This is a genomic window from Sphingomonas sp. MMS24-J13 (assembly GCF_044905095.1).
GTDB lineage: Bacteria > Pseudomonadota > Alphaproteobacteria > Sphingomonadales > Sphingomonadaceae > Sphingomonas_I.
In genome coordinates, this window is record NZ_CP173258.1 from 4,382,564 (window position 1) to 4,401,053 (window position 18,490).

The 18,490-nt window shown below is 64.3% G+C and carries 12 protein-coding genes; all 12 read right to left on the reverse strand.

The genetic code is table 11. The features are described from left to right. Positions 1–17: 17 nt before the first annotated feature. The 12 genes from AB4Z44_RS20365 to AB4Z44_RS20420 all read right to left on the reverse strand — a co-directional run bounded on the left by AB4Z44_RS20365 (position 18) and on the right by AB4Z44_RS20420 (position 18,477). The gene (locus tag AB4Z44_RS20365) at positions 18–413 is read right to left on the reverse strand and encodes a hypothetical protein (RefSeq protein ID WP_404711470.1); all 396 of its coding nucleotides are present in this window, start codon (positions 411–413) and stop codon (positions 18–20) included. Positions 414–438: 25 nt separating this feature from the next. After that, positions 439–786: a hypothetical protein gene (locus AB4Z44_RS20370; RefSeq protein ID WP_404711471.1), complete on the reverse strand. Its 348-nt coding sequence runs from the start codon at positions 784–786 to the stop codon at positions 439–441. Positions 787–1,032: 246 nt separating this feature from the next. Beyond that, a complete protein-coding gene (locus tag AB4Z44_RS20375) occupies positions 1,033–1,335 on the reverse strand; it encodes a hypothetical protein (RefSeq protein WP_404711472.1) in 303 nt (100 codons plus the stop codon). After that, positions 1,332–1,670, reverse strand: a complete 339-nt coding sequence (locus tag AB4Z44_RS20380) for a DUF6527 family protein (protein WP_404711473.1) — start codon at positions 1,668–1,670, stop codon at positions 1,332–1,334. Before AB4Z44_RS20380 ends, AB4Z44_RS20375 begins: the two co-directional genes overlap by 4 nt. Further along, complete coding sequence (locus AB4Z44_RS20385) at positions 1,667–2,362, reverse strand: glycoside hydrolase family 19 protein (protein ID WP_404711474.1); 696 nt, start codon at positions 2,360–2,362, stop codon at positions 1,667–1,669. Before AB4Z44_RS20385 ends, AB4Z44_RS20380 begins: the two co-directional genes overlap by 4 nt. Positions 2,363–2,384: 22 nt before the next feature. Further along, complete coding sequence (locus AB4Z44_RS20390; RefSeq protein ID WP_404711475.1) at positions 2,385–2,780, reverse strand: hypothetical protein; 396 nt, start codon at positions 2,778–2,780, stop codon at positions 2,385–2,387. Then, entirely contained in the window at positions 2,777–3,307 is a 531-nt protein-coding gene (locus AB4Z44_RS20395; RefSeq protein ID WP_404711476.1) for a hypothetical protein, read from the reverse strand. Before AB4Z44_RS20395 ends, AB4Z44_RS20390 begins: the two co-directional genes overlap by 4 nt. Positions 3,308–3,333: 26 nt before the next feature. Continuing rightward, on the reverse strand, positions 3,334–4,794 hold the full coding sequence (locus AB4Z44_RS20400) for a hypothetical protein (RefSeq protein WP_404711477.1): 1,461 nt from the start codon (positions 4,792–4,794) through the stop codon (positions 3,334–3,336). 3 nt (positions 4,795–4,797) lie between these two features. Beyond that, positions 4,798–6,051, reverse strand: a complete 1,254-nt coding sequence (locus AB4Z44_RS20405) for a hypothetical protein (protein WP_404711478.1) — start codon at positions 6,049–6,051, stop codon at positions 4,798–4,800. Positions 6,052–6,096: 45 nt separating this feature from the next. Beyond that, entirely contained in the window at positions 6,097–9,567 is a 3,471-nt protein-coding gene (locus AB4Z44_RS20410; RefSeq protein ID WP_404711479.1) for a hypothetical protein, read from the reverse strand. 97 nt (positions 9,568–9,664) lie between these two features. Beyond that, the gene (locus AB4Z44_RS20415) at positions 9,665–13,078 is read right to left on the reverse strand and encodes a hypothetical protein (protein WP_404711480.1); all 3,414 of its coding nucleotides are present in this window, start codon (positions 13,076–13,078) and stop codon (positions 9,665–9,667) included. Then, positions 13,075–18,477 (reverse strand): phage tail length tape measure family protein, encoded by a 5,403-nt coding sequence (locus AB4Z44_RS20420; RefSeq protein ID WP_404711481.1) that lies wholly within the window; start codon positions 18,475–18,477, stop codon positions 13,075–13,077. Before AB4Z44_RS20420 ends, AB4Z44_RS20415 begins: the two co-directional genes overlap by 4 nt. Between the last annotated feature and the right edge of the window lie 13 nt (positions 18,478–18,490).

Here is an 18,490-nt window from a genome sequence, read left to right on the forward strand (position 1 = left end):
AAGCGACCGCCGACCCATCAGGTCTCCTTCTGCGTCGCGAGCAGGCGGGTGGCGGCGGCGGCATCCGCAGCCTTCGTCGCCGAACCGATCACGTCGTTGTAGAGCGACTGGACCAGCTCGCGCGCGAGATCCTTGGCGTCGCCCACGATCGTCGAGAAACCGCCGCCGACCACGTATTGCAGAACGAGCGGCGCGGTATTGGCGACCACCTTCTCGAACTTCTCCGCGCCCGACAGCGACGAATCGGTGAGCGCCTTGATGTCGCCGACGACGGCCGCGCCGATTGACGTGCCCTTGAGCGTAGCAACGAGCTGCTGACCGGCCGAGAGGGCACGGCTTTCGAGCACATGGCCAGCCGCATGCAGCGCGGCGAGCTGGGCGGCATTGAGGAAGCCGACAAACAATTTCGACATATCAAACTCCGATCGGGAATGGTGGTCAGGCTGCGGGCCCGGCGCTGTCGGCCTGACCGGCGGCAGCGGGGGAAAGAGAGGCCATCGCGCCGGCAACGCCGGCCGACTGCTGCTCGCCGTTGAGAGCGGCCCAGGCGGCGGCAAAGCGGCCGTGCGACATCCATGCGCGGAACTGCCCCCAGCAAGTCGCCCCGGCGACGATCAGGGCGCCGACGACCATCTCGACACCAGTAGCCATGAACCCGTCGACCGCACCCTGATCGACCAGGCCGCGCGTGACGAGCGCAGTACCGGCGGCGGTGAGGGCGTGACGGACGGCAGACGCGAGAAGTGCGCGCGCGGCCGTTGCGGCCGGCGCTGGGATATCGGACATGGACTATCCTTTAAAACAATAATGCGGAGCCGGCCGAAACCGAATATGATGAACAAATCGTCGCTGTTGACGAATTCAGAAAGGATGATTTAAGTGAAAATTACTCTTCCCGTATCAAAACTCGCCGATATTCATAAGGGTATGGCGATTGGCCTCATCGGTAAAATAAGTTTCTGCTCACCTGAACAGTTTTACCTTACGATCGATGAATCGGACATAACATTGTGGGCGGTCTACATTTGATCGTCAGACTCTTTTGAGAGAACCGCGCGGATCACCCTGCCGATCAAGAAGGTGAAGCGCGCCCATCACCATGATCTGATGGGCGCGATCATCATGAACGAGCGCTCCCATTCTCAAGCCGGCAAGGGCGTGAGCGAGTTCGCGCCAGCTCATGCCACCACGCTCGGCGATGCGCTCCAGCGTCTGCCCGCCGCACATTTCTTCGCACTGGTGACGGAATGCTTCAACAAGACGCCACGGGATGCGCGCGTTGATGCTTTTGCCCTGGGTGTCCCGCGCGATGACCGGAAATAGGCGTTCGGTCATAGTTCAAACGCCGACAGGTCGATCGTTTGCCCGGCGAGCGCATGCGTGCTGTCGGCGAGAAACTGGATACGGCCATCGATAATGTAAGAGTGGCAGACCTCCGGCGGGTCGCCCGGCTCTGGAACGAACGACGGATCGACTGCACGGCAGGTCCGCACAAGCAAAGAGGGCCGGAAGGTCGGCCGGTCCGCGTTGCCGTTCCAGCTCCAGTTATCGCCGTGAGGCGTGCGGATCCTCAAGCTGTGCTCGCTTTCGCAGCCTGGGCAATAGATCCACAGGTACAGCCCGCCCGCGCTATCCGTCACCTCTTTTAGGATGGGCGAAAGCAGCTTCATGCCAGCACCTGCAACAGCCGCGTGCGGATCGCCGCAACGGCGGTCAGGCCGATCGCGCCGCCGTTCGTGATCTGGCGTGCGTTGACGAAATCGCCTTTGTCGATCGCGTCGTTGACGCGGCCCTTCCGCCAGAACTCGCGGGCGATCAGGAGGCTATCGGCCGGATCCGCGGCGAGGTCAGGCTGCGCAAGCAGGGGCAGCCCCAGCAGCTCCCCATAGATGGCATAATTGCTCTTGCCGGTGAGCTGGAGCATGCCGCGGCCGCGATAGGTGAAGCCGTCGCGGGACGGGTAGGGGGCGTTGCCGTTGCGCCCGCCATAGGCGCGGCTGGCGATCTCGATCGGCCGGCCGACCGCCGCAATCGCTTGCGAAGGCGTGAAGTGCGTTGGCCACGTCTTCAGCATGCCGCCCGCGCTGTAGCGCAGATCCTCTTCGAACCGGACGAAGCCGCCCGTCTCGTTGCAACACTGGGCGAGGAACTCAGCCAGGCGCTGGGGCGTGCCGCAGATCGCGTCATCGCGAAGCCGCGCCGCGCCGGCGCGGCCGAGCGCGGCAATCGTCTCGTCCGGCTGACGGCCGGCGGCGAACGCGAACAGGGCCGTGAACGTCTTCACGCGCGGGTCGCCGTCGGCCGCCCCACACGGATAGCCGGCACGCGTCAGCGCCGCCTGGACCTTCGCCCATTCGATCATCAGACCGTTCCTTGATTTAAGGTTATGCGTCCGGGTTTTCCGGTGGCCGTCCGGCGCCAAGGCTGCGGACAAAGGTATGAAGTGCGGCACGAAACGCGATCGTGGCCTGGCTCTTTGCGAGGCCGATGATGCCGATGCCGAGCGCCCCGAAGGCGATGCCCGACAGCCCCGCCGGCAGGAGGGCGAGGTCGTTCGATTGCGTCCAGAGAGAGGCGACCAGCACTGATAGTGCGGTCACCGAGACATCGAGCAGCACGCGCTTACGGCCGCCGGTGTTGAGAGAGACGATCAGGCGGGTCATCAGCGTGGCGCAGACGGTGATGACGAACGGGCCGGCCTCGAAGCTATAGCCCAGAAAATCCCACATGACCGGGACGGAAACCGCGGTCGCGGCACCCCCGATTGCCACGGTCTTCACCGCAGGATGACAGCGGCGAAGGCCATCACCATACTGAGCACGAGGACGCCGAGCGCTCGCACGAGCGTCGGCCATCGCGACCACATATCAACGGGCAGCGGCGCCTTGCGCAGCTGGTGCTCGATGCCGGGTTCGCCCAGCATCACGATCGTCATCCACAAGATGCCGCACCAGACCGCCAGCGGATCAATCCAGCGCTTTGCCATGACGACGCGCTTCGTCACTTCCACATCGGTCGGTGACCATCCCCAGAGCAGAAGAGCCTCGGCGCCGCATCGCAGGAAGACGGCCAGCGCCGCCAAGAATGTGATGCATCGATAGAGCGAGACCGGATCGAGGGGATGATCATAGTTCCGCTGCGCCCAGATCCGGCTCGCCTGTCGGCAGGCCAGCATCAGGCCGAGGAACGTCATCGCCGTCATGAGAAACAGGTTAATGCCGTAGAGGGACAGATCCCCGTTGAAGCTCGACGGGATCGGGTTCCTGTTCGCCGTGATCATCTTCATCACGATCCGGTCATCGCTCATCGCGTTCGCCTTTCCTGATGTGCTGATTAAGGCGCGGTGATCGGGCTCACCGTGGCGTGCGGCTGGGCGATGCTCACCGTGAAGTTCGGCGTGACGCCCGGCCGAGTGACGATCTGGATAACCGCCTGCGTGGCCGTCGAGGCCTGCCCACCGTCGCATGTCGCCGGGACCGTCTCGAGCACATAAGTTCCGTCGACGAGATCCATGCCGGTCGGGGTGGTCGGATTGACCGTCGCCGACCCGAGCTCGCCGGCGCCGAACTGCGTATTGACGACGCCGTTCTGCGTGCAGCGGAAGAACCACCGGACTTGTGTCAAGCCGCTGCCGGGGCCCGCGCCAGCGATATTGACCAGGACGCCGGTCCGGAAACGAACCTGAGTTCCCGCCGTGCCGATCACGCCGGTAGGATTGTTCGTGTTCGAGAGGTTGATCGTCGCGGTCGCGGTGGTCGCGGTGTTGGTGGTGGCATAGTCCGCGTTGCGAACGTTGATGACCAGCGCCTTAAACGACCGCCCCTTATAGGTCAGCGTACCGGCGGCAGAAGTCGCGGCAGCATTGGCGCCGGCAGTCATCGTCGACGTGAAGCAATAGTTCGTCAGGGTAGTGTCGCACATCTGGACGCCGCTGATCGCGAGCCCGCCCGGAATCGCCTGAAACGTCTTCAGATACCCGCCGAACATATTGCACCATGGGCAGGTGCTCGCATTGTAGCGATCGCCGGTGAAGGTCGCCGCCGGCGTGATCGGCTGGAAGCCGTTGAAGTCGAGGATCTGCGAGGCGAAATCGGCCGCCGCGCCGCGCGCTGCCAGCGGAGACCAGTGGACCGCGCCGCCCGCATCGCTTTCCGTCGTGCCGGGCAGGGCCGAGTGATAGGCAACGGTGCCCTGATCGTCGACGTTGTAGATCGTGGTCCCGAAGAACCGCACCTGGTTGTTCGGGTAGCTCTCGGCCAGCGCGCGCAGCAGGATGTGGGAATAAAGAAAACCGCCGCTCGCGCGCGACGAGGTCGAGCCCTGCGCCGAGCTGTCGAGGATGTAGAACGTCGTGTTCGGCCAGCATGCCGTGAGCGTATTCAGCGCCGTCTTGTAATTCGGATATCCGAACGTCTCGAACGTGCCGGTGGTATCGTTGCCGGGAGGCGAGCCGACGATCGCGACCTGGGGCGGCGGCCCGAGTTTCTGCGAACATGCGGTCACGACTTGGGTCAGGAGATTGTCGAAACCGCCATTCTGCCCGCTGCCGCTCGTGGTGCCGCCGACGGCGTAATCCTGGAGCTGGGCGATGTTGCGCGGCTGGATCATCAGCGCCATGCCGAGCATGCTATCCCAGCCGATATTGCACAAGCGGTTGGTGAAGCTGTCGCCAAGGCACGCGATCGTGTTCGGAACAACCTTCGTGCTCCGGACCGAAGGCGACAGGTAGGCGTGGGCCGGTTGCGACACGGCGAGCGCGAGGAACGCGCAAATGATGCTGGTCAAGCGGCGCATGGATCAGAGCTCCCGAATGTAGAGGCCGGTGGCGCCGTCGCAGATCATGCCGACTGCGCCCGGGCCAACGTGGTAGGCTGGGCTCTCGTAGTAGCCCTTGAACTCGACCTTCAGACTATTGATGTCGGTCGTTGCGGTGCTCGTGCCGTTCATCCAGCAGCTCGCGGATCCGCTTGGGTTCTGGATGATGACACCGCGGCGGGCTGAGTTCGCCGGCATGACCTGTTGCGGGCCGGTGCTGGTCAAGGCCGAGCCAGCCGGCACGGTAGCCGCCGCGCTGAGCGTGAGAGTGAACGTCGGGCTGCTGCCCGATACGGCCGTGATCGTGGTGCCGGTGGTGATGCCCGATCCGGCAATGATCTGCCCGATCATGGGAATGCCCGACGTCGCGCCGGCCTGGTTGGTGAAAGCGGTGGTGATCGTGGCGGTGGTCAGCGTCGTTGACGCGGTCGTTGCCGTGCCGGAGGTTCCGATAAAGCCGATGTACGCGCTGCGGTTGGTGGCCGTGCTCACGATCACGGTGTCGACCTTGCCGGTGATCGATACCGCGCTGGTAGCGCACGAGCCGACGCCTTGCAGCAGCGCATAGAGGCCGGTCGGCGAGCCGCCGGTGACGGTCGCACGAACGCTCGAGCCCTGGCCGACCGCGACACAGATCGAGCCGGCGGCCGTGAAGCTGGCGCCGCTGACGTTCTGCAGGGCGCCCGACGCATCGGTTGCCTGGAGCTGGACGGTCGATCCGCCAAAGGTGCCCGTTGCCGAGAAGATATATCCGCCGCCCTGCGCGCCGCTGATCGTCGACCCGGTCGCGCTCGCGTTGCTCAGCAGCGTGTAGCTTTGCGGCGGTGTCGAAAGCGTTTGATCGGAGGGGAAGACGACGGGAAGGCTTTGCGCGCTGGTCTTCTGGCCGAGCGTCGCGGGGAGCTGCGCCAGCGCCGGCAGCGTATTGACGTTGACGAACAGCCGCCCGCTTGAGTCCGTGAGGAACCGGCGGAGGTTCGTGCCATCCCACCCGCCGACGACGCCGATGTTCGCGGGGATGGTGGTCGAGGCATTGGCGCCGGTGTAGCTCGGGTCGCCGCCTCCGCCTGGCCCAGCTGAGCATATCACCGCGTGCCCGGTGCCATCGTCGCAATAGCTGACGACGCCCGGAACGTAGCCGGCCGGCGCCTTGATCGACAGGCCTACTTGGGCCGGCGATGGCGCGCAGGCGAAAAGCGCAAGCGCCAGGGCGCCCGCGAGGTGCAGGATTTTCATGGATTTTCCTTTAGTTTTGAGGGGGCGCGGCGGGCGGCGGCCTGATCAGGCGATAGTCAGGGTTCCGCCGATCGCGTATCCGAGCTTTATCGGGGCACCGAAGCTGAGCTGACCATCGGCCGAGATCCCCCATGCGCCACCATCGGCGGTCGCACCCGCGATATACTCCCACCAGATCCGCTTCGTCGTGATCACCTCGTCGTCGCCGCCCGCCAGGATGTCGCGGATGGTCCAGCCCAAGATAGGATCATTGCCGATGACGACTGTAGCCGTAGCGCCCGTGCCGCCGCCGCCCGAGATCACAACCGTGGCATTGGTGTAGCCCTTGCCGCGCGTGGTGGTGATGCCGGTGACAACGCCGCCCGCGATCGTGACTGTCGCCGTTGCCCCGGTGCCGTCGCCCACGATCGTTGCGGTCGGGACGCTCGTATAGCCGGTGCCGCCGGCCGTGACCTTGCCGCCGGCGATCACGCCGACCTGCGCCAACTCGACATGGCCACGAGAAACGCGGGTGACGAACCGCCCCTTGGGGATCGTCGTCGCCGTGCTGTTGCGCATCCGGCGACGCGGTGAAGCATGGGGAAATGCTTCCAACCGAAGATCGACCTGCGTGAGCTGCACGCCGGTTGCCGCAAAGATCGCATCGGTAATCGCGGTGTTGCTCGCCAAGGTAAGGTCCGTCGTCGGTGTCCACGACTGGCCGTTGAGCGTCAGGGAGGCGCTGTTCCCGGTCATGTCGCCCAGGCGCGCGCCAAGGCTCTTGGTCGAGCCCGCCTTGATCCACTTCGCGCCACGGCCAAGCGCGTCGACCGCGCCGAAGATCGTCGCTGCGAGCGCTCCGGTGATGACCGTTCCGACCGGCGCGGCCAGAACCCAGGCGCCATCGGAATCCTTGTAGCGAAATGGGCCGGCATAACTGCCGACAATGTCCCAACCGACACGATCAGCGGCCAGATCGGTGATGACCTCGCCGCCCGATAAGACCTCGTGCTGGACCATTGCAAAGTTGTCGCAGTCGACCAGCTCGAGCGTGCACAGCGCGACGCGCTCCAGCGTCGAAGTATAGACTGCTTCGAAGGTATCGTCGCTGCTGCCACAAGCCACCATCTTGACGCGGCTCGGCATCGTCGAAGGCCGGATCTGCGGCGCATTGAGGGTTGGACCGGTGTTGTGAAAAAACCATCCGGTAGCGACATAGGTCGATCCGGGAAGGTCGGTCCGCTCATGATAGGCACGGCACGCGTGGAACTCGATCAAAGCGCCAGACGGTATCCCACAGCCGAAGCCCTGTCCGGCGTTGGTGCCCGCCATGACGAAATCAACGCGTTCCCATTTTTGCCGAAAGAACCGCGTCTGGTATCCGCTGGGATCGAAGCACATCCCATTTACCGGATCGTTGTGATCGGGATATTGCGGATCCATGTCAGAAATGATCTTGAGATCTCTGACCTTTGTTTCGACGTGCGTCTGAATGACCGCGGCTAACGCGTTCCCGCTTCTGCGGATCTCAGTCCGCGTCCGACCCGAGCCCTGGAGCTCGACGAAGGCAGGCACGAACCTATTGACATCGGTGTGCCCACCTTCCGCGAGGAAGAGGCGAACGGGGTTCGCGTAGTGGGCCTTGGATGAGATATTGGCGGGTGTCGCACCGCCACTGGTGTCTTGCAGCGCGACGATCGTCGCGTCGAACGTCGCCCCATCGGCCGGCACGTTGATGCGGGTGCCATACCGATCGCGATCGAGGTAATCGCTTCCCCCGTTGCCGTCGTCATAGATCCGATCCGGGTGAATGCCGCCGGCCGAGAACGTCGCGTAGAGCTTGGTACCATAGGGGAAGTTGGCCAGTTGCGACCAATCCGGCGTCATGTAGGTGTGAATGTTAGAGAAACTGAACGCCTCGTCGGTAAGGACGATCGTCGAATAGTTGGCCTGCAAATATGCAATGAACGTGGCCACAGCGACGTCAGCCGACGCGGCGGGCGTCGGTAGCGAAATCTGCTTAAAACAAACCTGCGTGTTCGTGGTCAGGTTCTTGATGTAAATCCGCAGGTACGGACTGAGATTGCCGGCGCCCCCGAAAAGGTCGATCTCGCTGATGATAAACTGATTTCGCCGATCCTTGGTATAATAGACCCGGATATCCTGCACGAAGGCACGGAGAAACGGGTCTCGCACTTGCGGCGCCATGCCGCCAGCGGAGAGCAGAGCCTCGGTCGACAGCGATGATAAAACCTGCGCCGCGATGGCCGCCTTGATGTTCGGCGAGTCGACGAAGGTCTTGCCGTTGTCGAGCAGAGCGGTGGTGCTGGATCCGGTGACGAACCAGGTTTCGACGCCCGTCTTGAAATTGATCCGCATGGAAACGGTCAGGCCGGAACCATTCGTGATGGGCAGCGAAACCGGCTTCACGCCGATCAGCGTCGTCGTCGGTAGGATGTTGGTATCGGCGACGACGGCGTTGTCGGATTTCCGCCTGACATCAACATGGAACCTACCGGCCCCGCCCGTTCCGAAATTGTCGCGCAGGAACGTGCCGACATAGTAGGCATCGTTGGGGTCGCCCCCCACAATATCCACGTCCTGGATAAGGTCCCACGGCGCCGCGACAGACATGGCGAAGGGGCTAATCTCGGCCGCAATAGTCGCGGTTGCCGCCGCGATCGCCGGAGTGACCAGCGCGTTCACGGCCCCTTTCCAGATCGGCAGATCGATCATCGTACGCGAATTGTCAACCCTGCTCGCCGCCACAGTGCCGCTGAGGACGGACCATGTTTCGGAGCCGGTCCCGAAATCGATCGGCGCCGACATGGTAACGCCCGAGCCGTTGACCGTCGGAATCGAGATCGGCTTGACGCCACTCAGCCCTGCGACCGGCAGAATGCCGGTGTCGACCACGACGACGTTATCCGATGCACGCGCCCAGGCGATCCGGAACCTACCGGCCCCGCCGGTGCCATTGTCGTCGCGGAAGAAGATAGCGACGTAATAGGCATCGTTGGGGTCGCCGCCCGCGATCGAAAGCCCCTTGATGCGATTATATGGCGGCACGACGGGAATGGCGAAGGGCAGTAGCGCAGCGTTGCTGGCGGTGACCCGATCGCCCACCTTCTTCAGCGTGTCATTGTTCGTGTCGGCGCCGCCGACCGTTGCCGTGATACGGTCCCCGACCTTTTTCAGCGTGTCGTTATTCGTATCGGCGCCGCCCTTGAGCGCATCGACCGAACTTATGACCTGATCTTTGGCGCCGACAGCCTGCGTTGCTGCGGTGCTCGCCTGTGTCGCTGCGGTGGTCGCTGCGGTGACCTGCGCCGCAAGCATATTCTGGATCGTCGCTGGATCAGCCGAAGCGGAGGCGATTGCCTGCAGGCGCTGCAGGCAGGGGAAATACATCGTCGTCGTGTCGGGAAGCGTGACCGGATAATAGCCGAGCAGGCCGGTTTTCCCGCCCGTGGAGTTGAAGCTGTCGGGGTCGGTCACACTCCCGACGATGAGATCGACGTTGGCGCCGATCATCACGCCCTGGCGCGCAAGAAGATCCCCCACCTCCGTCAGCAGGGTGGCTGTATCTGCCATTCGATGCTCCGATTAGAAATTGACCTGCCGTGATGGCCGATCAGGGGAGGTCCGCGCCGCGGCTCCAGCCACCACCGCCAGCGCCGCCACCGCCGGTCCCGCCGGCGCCATAGTCGCCACCATCGCCTTCGTCGGTCGGCGGGACGGCACCGGGCATCGCTTCGATTGCGAAGCTCCGCATTCCGAGCTGGATGGTGTTGTGGGCACCCCAATGCGCGGTAATGGTGAAGTCGCCGGCTCCCGGCGCGTAAAAATATCCGACCGTTGAAACGCTATCCCCGGGCACCGTGCCGAAGCGCAGGCTCTCGGGCCGCTGGACGCCGTCGACCGCGACATAGGCGATCCAGGGGCGGCTGGTCTGGCCCGAGGTAAAAGCCTGCGCGAAGTTCAGGCTGATCTTGACCAGGCCGGCACGGTTCATCGTGAGCGTGCGGCTGAAGATGGTGTAATAAGGCGTCGGCGCGACCGGCGAGCCATTGGTTGAGGAGCTTGCCCCCGAGAGGGTCGTGCTGGACATGCTCACGATCGGCTTGATCGCGCTATTGTCGGCGAGCGTGTCGACCTCGACGTCGGGCAGCTTCACCGTGTCGCCATCATTAGTGAACAGAACGGTTCCGTTCGGGCGCCGGAAGATAAAGGCGTCGAACAACATGTCGAGGATGCCGACCGAGCCATTATTCGTGGCAACGATGCCGACAACCTTGCCATCGGCATTGATGGCCAAAACCGCCTTGGCCGTCACGCCGGTCTGCGGATCGACGACAACCTCTTGCAGATTGGTCACCGATCCCGAAAGGTCATCGACGCTGGCTTGCACGACGCCGATCGCATGGGCCGTCGCATCGTGCTCGGTAGAGATCGCATCGGCGAGTTGCGTCACCGATGCCTTGGTATCGATCGCTCCCTGCAATTCGGTCTGCACGTCGGTCAGCGCTGTCGCCTGCGCACCAGAGGCGTCGCTGATCGCTTGGCTGAGTTGAGTGACCGAAGCCTTTTCGTCGATCTGCCCCTGCAGTTCGGCTTCGACCTGCCCGAGTGCTTCAGCCTGCGCGCCGGACGCATCGGCGATCGCCTGCGTCATCTGCGTGGTCGAAGCTTTCGTGTCGATCTCGGTTTGCAGTTCGGCCGTCAGCTCGCTCAGCCGCGCCGCGAACGTCTGGGTCGGGCTGACCTTGACCCGATCGAGGTCAATAATGAATGCCGATCCGTCTTCGTTCACCAAACCGATCAGGTTCAGGACCTCATAGATCCGCGTGTCGCCGTCCTCGCGGTCGCTGATCTCCTGTCGCACGACGAGCTTGATCTTCTTGCCATCGATCAGTTCGAGCGCCGCGGTGCGTGCCGCCTGCGCCTCGCTCATCAGCACGGCCTGCAGCGCGCCCCGCACCAATGCGTCGGCGCGATCGAGCGCGTCCTTGACCGTGCCGTCGATGCCGAAGGCCGAGAGCGGATCGCCCGAGTTGGTGGCGCCATCGGCCGGCTTCGGGTGGTCCGGATCGCTGTCGATCGTCTCCGACCAGGCGACGCCTCCGACCTTTACCGGGGCGGTCCAGTTCGTAAGCTGCTGTTCGGCCCGGAACTCGGCCTGGCTCCACCAGCGATATTCTCCGGCAGCGAGCGGCTGCGGCGCGCCTGACCAGCCAGTGGGCGTCGGCCCGCTATTGTTGGCCGGCGTGTCGGGCACGGTCGCCGCGTTCCGGTAGATCGGCCGGACATAATTGAGGATGCCGGTAACGCTCGTGTCGTCGATCTCGGCCGCGGTGAGCCCCTCAAGGCTGAGCATGCAGACGCTGATGTTGCGCGTCAGCTCGATCGAGAAATCCTTGAAGAAGCCATAGACGGTAAGCGTGTCGTAGCTCTCGCCGCCGATCCAGAGCGCGGGCGTAGCGCGCAGCGACGCGACATAGGCCAGCACATCATTCGCCGCCGAGGTGTCGATCAGCGACTTGATCGCCAGCGTCTTCGCCCAGGGCCGCTCGACGATGGTGGTAACGCCGAAGCTGTCGGTATCCTTGCGGCTATAATCCGTGATCGCGGCCGTCGGACCGGCAAGCGCCATCCCGATCGCGCCGATCGCGCCGATCATCACCGTGCCGATCGCGAGCTGCGCGCCCGTGAAGGACAGCGAAATCTGCGCACCGACGACGGCGGGCAGATCGTCGAACAGAAGCGCCGTCGTGCCGTCAGGCGAGCGGGTTGCGTCGTAGATCGTCGCGCCGCCCAAGGCGACCTGAACCCGCGTCGATATGGCATTGCTGTCGAGCACCGCCAGCGCGCCGACCGGGCTGCCAGGCGCAAGCGTGACGTCGATCGTTCCATCCGCGCTCGTGGCCGAGCCAAGGGCCTGATCGAACATCGCCCAGCGATTGGTCGAGCCGATATCGATCCATTTCGAACTATCGCTGGTCGTCGGGTCGTTGCCGATATTGCTGTCGGTGACGCTCTCGTAAATCCGGTGCGTGGCTTTGCTGATGACGCGCGCGCCGGTCAGGTAGCTCCAATCGATCTCCCACTCGCCATAGTCGCTCTCGGGCACGCTGCTGCTGACCAGCATCGCGGTGGTGAGACGCACCGGCTTGAGCACACGCAGCGCGTCGTCGTCGCCTGCCGGCATCGACGGCGCCGTCGCGCTGGTCGGCAATCCCTCGATCGTGACCGTGCAATAGCTGGTCTCGGGCAGTTCGAGATCGAGCGAGAAATCCTTGAAGAAGCCATAGACGGTAAGGACATCAAAGCCGGCCTCGCCGAACCACAGCGCCGGGGTGCCGCGGATCTCCACCAAGGAGTTCCGCACCGCATCGACATCGGCGGTATCGAACAGCGCCTTGATCGAAAGCTGCTTGGACCAATCGCCTTCCGCAACCGTGGTCACCCCATAATCGTCGGTCGACCGGCGGCTATAATCCTTGATCCCGGCCGTCGGCGATTCCTCGGTGCAGCCGAGGTCCGCCATCTGGCCGGCCAGCAACGTCCCGACCGCGACCGCAGCCCCGTAGGCGGTGACGATGATATCGGCGCCGGCCGCCGCCGGCACGTCGTCGAAAAGCACCAGCAGAGCTGCGTTGGGTACAAGGGTTCGATCGTAACCCGCGGCGTCGACCTGAACGCGGACCGTATCGGCCTGCACGTCGAGCAACGCGATCGCGTCGACCGCGCTGGGCAAACGCAGCGTGACGCTCAAGCTGTCGGGCGCAGTGCTGGCGGTGCCGACCGCCCGATCGAACATCGCCCAGCGATTCGTGGGCCCTATGTCGATCCAGTGCGTGCCGGCGTTCGGATCATTGCCGAGGTTCGCGGCATGCGCGCTCTCGTAGATCCGGTGCGTCGTCGGCAGGATGACCAGCGCGCCGCCGCCATATTCGGTGCCGGCCGACCACGCGGGATAGTCTGTCTCGGCGATGCTGCTGCCGAGCAAGGTGGCGTCGTTGACCGACGCTGGCTTCAGAACCTTCACGCAGAGACCGAAACCGCGTTGCCGCCGCTTTTTTGGGTCACATTGTCGAGCGTCTTGCTCATCTTCGCCAGAGGCCCGGCGATCTGGGCATTGCCCGCATTGCTGTCGGTGCGAAGCCCGGCGATTTCGTCGCGCAATGCCTGGATCGCGGCAACGACATTGTCGTTCGCCGCCGCGCTGCTCGCCGAAGAGGACGCGATGCTGCTCAGCAGATCGGTCGGGTCGGCGGCGCCCGATCCGGACTGCCCGGTGAACGCCATAATCAGGGCATTGGTCTGTTCGAGGCTGGCAGCGGTTTGTGCCTGGACCCGGTCAAGCTCCTGCCGGCTGGTCGCGGCGGCGGCGGCGGCCGTGAGCAGGTTCTGCGACAGCGTTGGCAGGCTCTTGGCCGCGTCCTGATCGCCGCCACGCGCTGCGGCGGTCGCGGCGTTGAATTGGGCCATCAGCGAGGCGAAGTTGCCCCCGGACGCGGTGTCAGCGAGCCCACGAATGCGATTGACCTCGTCCATGATGCTCGATCCGACCGACTGCCACGCTTGCCGCAGATCGTCGGCAGCCTTGGCGGCATCCTGCGCGTCCTGGATTGCGTAGATCTGTTCCTGCAGCGCGCGGTTGCTGGGATCGAGCGTGGCCAGCTGGGCCGCCCGAATTGCCGCCGTGTTGCCCTCCAGCTGCCAGAGCTGCGATTGCAGATCCTGCCGCTCTTTCAGGATGGCCGCCGCCGTGGCGGCATCCTGCATCGATCCGACCATTTCGGAGAATGCCGGCGCGAGCTGGAGCAGCGTGACATACATCTGCTGCCCTGCGGCCGTGGTGAGATCCTGCGCGTCGACCAGCTGGCGATAGCTGGCGATGCTCGTCGGCAGCGTCAGGCCGAGCCCATCGAACGCCTTGGTCAGCCGGGCGGTCTCGGCCGCGGATTTCTCGGCCGCGGTGTAGAAATCGTCGAAATAGGTGTTCGCTGTGTTCGTGAAATCCGACACGCTGTCGAACATGTTCGCAACCGCCATGTCGACATCGACCCCGAGCGATGTCGTGGTCTTGCCCAGCCGCTGGAATGTCGCATCCACCTGTTCGACGGTGGATGCCACGCGCACCAGCGTTTCGAGATAGCCTTCGCCAACCTTTTCGAACCGCTCCAATCCGGGGATGGCGGCTTGGGCCATAGCATCGCCGGCGGCACCGAAGACGGCCTCCAGCTTCGCCTGGATCTGATCGCCGGTAAGGCCCTTCAGGTCGATCTTGCCGAGCGAAAAGACGAAGTTGTTAAGGGTGGCGCTGATGTCGCTCGTGCTCTTGCCGAGCGGCCCGGCCGCCGCGACGATCGCATCGTCGAAACTCTTGAGGATTAGCGCGAACTGGTCGGTGATCTGGCTATCGACGGCGCCGCCGTAGACGGTCGAATAGCTGGTGCCCGTCGTGATGCCGAGGAACTTGTGCTTCTTCTCGATGTCCGAATAGCTCTGCGCATCGAAGCCATTCGAGAGGATGCTGCCGATCGCCTGCGGATCGGCAGCGATGCCCGAGCCGACAACGGTGGTCTTCGTACCGAACAGCGACGAGATCACACCCGCGATGCCATTCAGAATTCCGCCGATGACCGGAATTTTCGATACCAGCAAGCCGACCGGCCCGCCGAGGATCGCGGTCACGGCGGTAGTGCTGAGCGCCCTGTTGAAGCCCTCGGTGATCCCCGCGCTCGCGTTGATGTCGCCCGCCCTGACGATCAGCGACGACACGCCGGCCAGATCGGTTTCGATGTTCCGCAGGCTGGCGAGCATCGCCCGGTTCACGGTCAAGGTCGCATCGTCGACGCTCTTGAGAAGGTCGATCGAGCGCTTGATGCTGTCCGATTGCGCGCCATTGTCGCCTAGCACCGTGCCGGTGCCGGTGTTGCCCTTGGTATAGTCGGCCTGCGAGACGCCGGCGCCACCGCCCCCGAACCCAAGCGAAGCCATGACGCCGAGCATCGCGGCGACCGCCGGGAAGGCGAACGGGCCAAGCTCGGCGAACATCTTCGCGGCGCCGCCGGCGACATCGATCGCGGTGCGTGCGAGCTGGACGATAGCGAGGGCCTTCTCGGCTGCCTCCATCGCCTTGTAACCCCTGCTGTGCTCGTCGAACATGCTCTTCGCGGCAGCGGTGAGACCGATGAAGCCCTGCATGCGCGCGTCGGTGGATTGGCGCTCGAAAAGGCTATTTGCCTGATCAATCGCTCCCTGATCTTTGCCAGCCTGCTTCAACGCGGCGGTGTGCGCCGCCTCGAGCTGTGTCTGCTTCGCATAATAGCCGGTCACCGCCGAAAGGGCATCACCTGCCGCTTGCCCGGCCTTGCCAAACGCATCGGCCATACTCTGGCCCGTGAGACGCGCCGTCTCATCGATCGCGGCCATTTGCTCAGCTGTGTACTGGAGGGCCTCGTTGTAGTGGCGCTGGGCGTCAGCCTGGGACTGCGTGTTATCGGCGATCGCGACCTGCTGTTTCACATATTCTGCAGCCTTGGCCGGATCGAGGCCTGCGGCGATGAGCTTATTCGCCTCCTGGGTAGCTTTAAGAGTAGCCAACGCATGCACCCTGGTGGCATCGTTAGCGCCGATCAGCCGCGTTTCCTCGGCGAGGTACGCCAACTGATCGCGCCCATTGGACAGGGCGACGTCAGCCTGCGCTGTGGCTTCAGCTCCGCGCAACCGCACACGGACCGCGCGTTGGGCCTCCAACGCTTCCGTTACCTTCTTTGTCCCCGCAAGGTCGTGCATCTGCTGAGCGGCGGCAAGCGCATCCAGCAGCGGCAAATCGGCGATCCTGTCTCGAACGACCTGCGCCGCTTGCGAAGCAGGGATCAGACCGGCCGCAACCATGGCATTGGCTTGCTCTTGAGCTGCCGCTTGATTGGCGGCCGTGGCAAGTGCCTTATCTGTGTCGGCAACGCGTTGCGCGAGTAGCAACCGAAGTTGGCGCGAGACCGCAGCCTCGATATCGCCGCGATCCTTGATCGCCTTACTCTCGGCTTTTTCCCGCGCTTCGGCGATGAGCGCCGCGCCACCGGAGATCTTGTAGGCATCCCCAAGCGCGTACAGGTTCCGGATCTGCGCCTCCTGCGCCAGCGCCTCGCGCGCGAGAGTGGCAGCATGATTTTCGCCGGCCTTGCTGGCAGTCGCGAGCGCCTGCGCGCCCTTCGAATGCGCCTCGGCCTCGGCCTGCGCGCGCGTGATCACCTGGCCACTGAGCTCGATCGCCTTCTTTTGCGCCTCCAGTGCCGCCTTTTGCGCCGGCCCCTTGGTGGCGGCGATTTGAGCATCGAGCGCAGCGATCTTCACCTGCTTATCGGCCGGCGAAAGATACGTCTGGACGGCATGACTGTATGCGTCTTGGGCCTGCCGCGCGTTCGCCAACTGCTCCGCGCTCAGTCCTGCCGCCTTGCCGCCATCGGCAAGGAGCTTGTTGACCGCGGTCAGATTGGCCCTCAGGTCGCCCAGCTTGTCATCGCCCGTGAAGCTGTCGACCAGCTTAAGACCGGGAACGGCATCGGCATGGGCCCTCGCGTTGTTCTGCTTTGCCTGTTCGGCCGCCAGCTGCGCCCTGAGATCGGCAATCTGCCTGTCGATCCCGCCGACCGCTCCATTCGCGTTCGATGCCAGCAGATAGGCGCGCTGCTGCTGGAGATCGGTGATCCGCTCAGTCAGGGTTCCACCACCGAGCGCACGGTCGATCGCCTTGCCCATCCAGTTCCAGGCGTCGGACGCCTCAGTTTTGATTGAGGCCCATGCGCGCGCGAGGATGTTGGCATGATCGGCGGCTCGATCGAACGCGCTCTCCAGCCCCTTCAGGAGAACCTGCTGCGCCTCGACCTCACGTCCCTGCTCGACCAGCGTGTGGACATAGTCGAGCGTCTTAGCGTCGAGGATGCCATATTTGGTCGTCAGTTCATCGGCGCCCTTAGCCGGATCGGTGAATGCTGCCGCAAGCACCTTGCTCGCCTCGCTCGCATTCTGCTGCGTTGCTGCGCCGAAATCCTTGGTGAGGCCGATCAGGCCCGGCAGAACGGTTTGACCGATCCTGCCGGTCTGGACGTAAGCGGCTTCGAGATCGCGAGCCGCGCTGACCGAGATATTGCCCGCCCTCGCTCCGGCTTCCGCGATCGTCTCCAGCTGCTCGCCGGTCGCGCCGATCATCCGACCGGAGCCTTGCGCAAGCGCTTCCAGCTTGTCCATTGCGTTGGAGTAGCTGAGCCATGCGGCAGCCCCGACGACCACCACGGCGGTCAGTGCGGCAATTCCGATGCTGAGGGGATTGATCAGCCCGCGCACCTTGGCGAACCCGCCCGCCAGGCCACCATTGTCGGCCTGCAGGACGCCGACGACGTCGCCAGCCTGCATCATGAAGGCGCGCATCGGCGGCGTACCAGCGAGGATGCTATCGGCGAAGCGGTGAGCAGCGCTGACGCCGATCGTCATTTGCAAGCTGTTGAGACCGAGAATGCTGGCGTGCTCCCGTAGCGCACCGCCGCTCGCGCGCGCCTGATCGGCGAGCCTCTGCTCGACAGTCGCCATTTCCTCGGCGCTGAAACCGGCATCGGTCATGACGCGCCGCGCCTGAACGATCACGTCGTTCAGATTGCGCTGGGCCGCTGCGGCTGGATCGAGCATGTCACGGAGACGCGCGGCGGCCTCCGCGTCCTTGAGCGCCGCCTGCTCTTCCTCCCGCATCGCCGTCGTGCCCGCGCGCACGCGCGCCTCGAATTGCTGGTGGGCGATTGCCGCATCGCGCAGATTGACCCGCTCGAGCGCCGCCTCTTCTTCGCGCAAGGCGGCTGCGCCGGCGCGAACCCGCACCTCGAACATCTGATAGGCCTGAGCAGCCCCCCGAAGCTCGGCTTCGTTCATGGCGAGAGCGCCGGCGCGCGCCGCCTGTTCGAACTGCTGATAGGCGATTGCAGCATCGCGCACCGCGGCGGCATCGGCAGCGGCGGCGATCGTCGCCTGACGCTCCAGCTCGACGAGCTGCTGCTGCTGCGTGCGCAGCCGCTCCGCCAGCTCGGTAAGGCCTGCCGTCTCGGCCGCCGCTGCACGTGTCTCGACCTTCATCGCGCGGATCTCGGCAGTGGTGAGGCCGAAGGTCGAAATCTGACGTTCAAGCTGGCGAGAAAGTCCCTCGCCCGCCTTCTCGATCCTGTTCACCTCTGCAGCGGTGCGCGCCACGTCATCGCCGAAAGCCTTGATGCTGGCGGATGCACCGCCGAAGCTCAGCGCGTTGGCCGCAGTCTCCATCTTCTGGAACGAGCGGACGGCATCGGCCTCGGTTTTGCCGATAATATCGTCGAGTGTCTGCAGCGTGCCGAAGCTTGCACTCGGGTTGATGTCGAAGCCGACCTCAAGGGTCGGCACGCCGTCATCGCTCATCTCGACCCTCCCT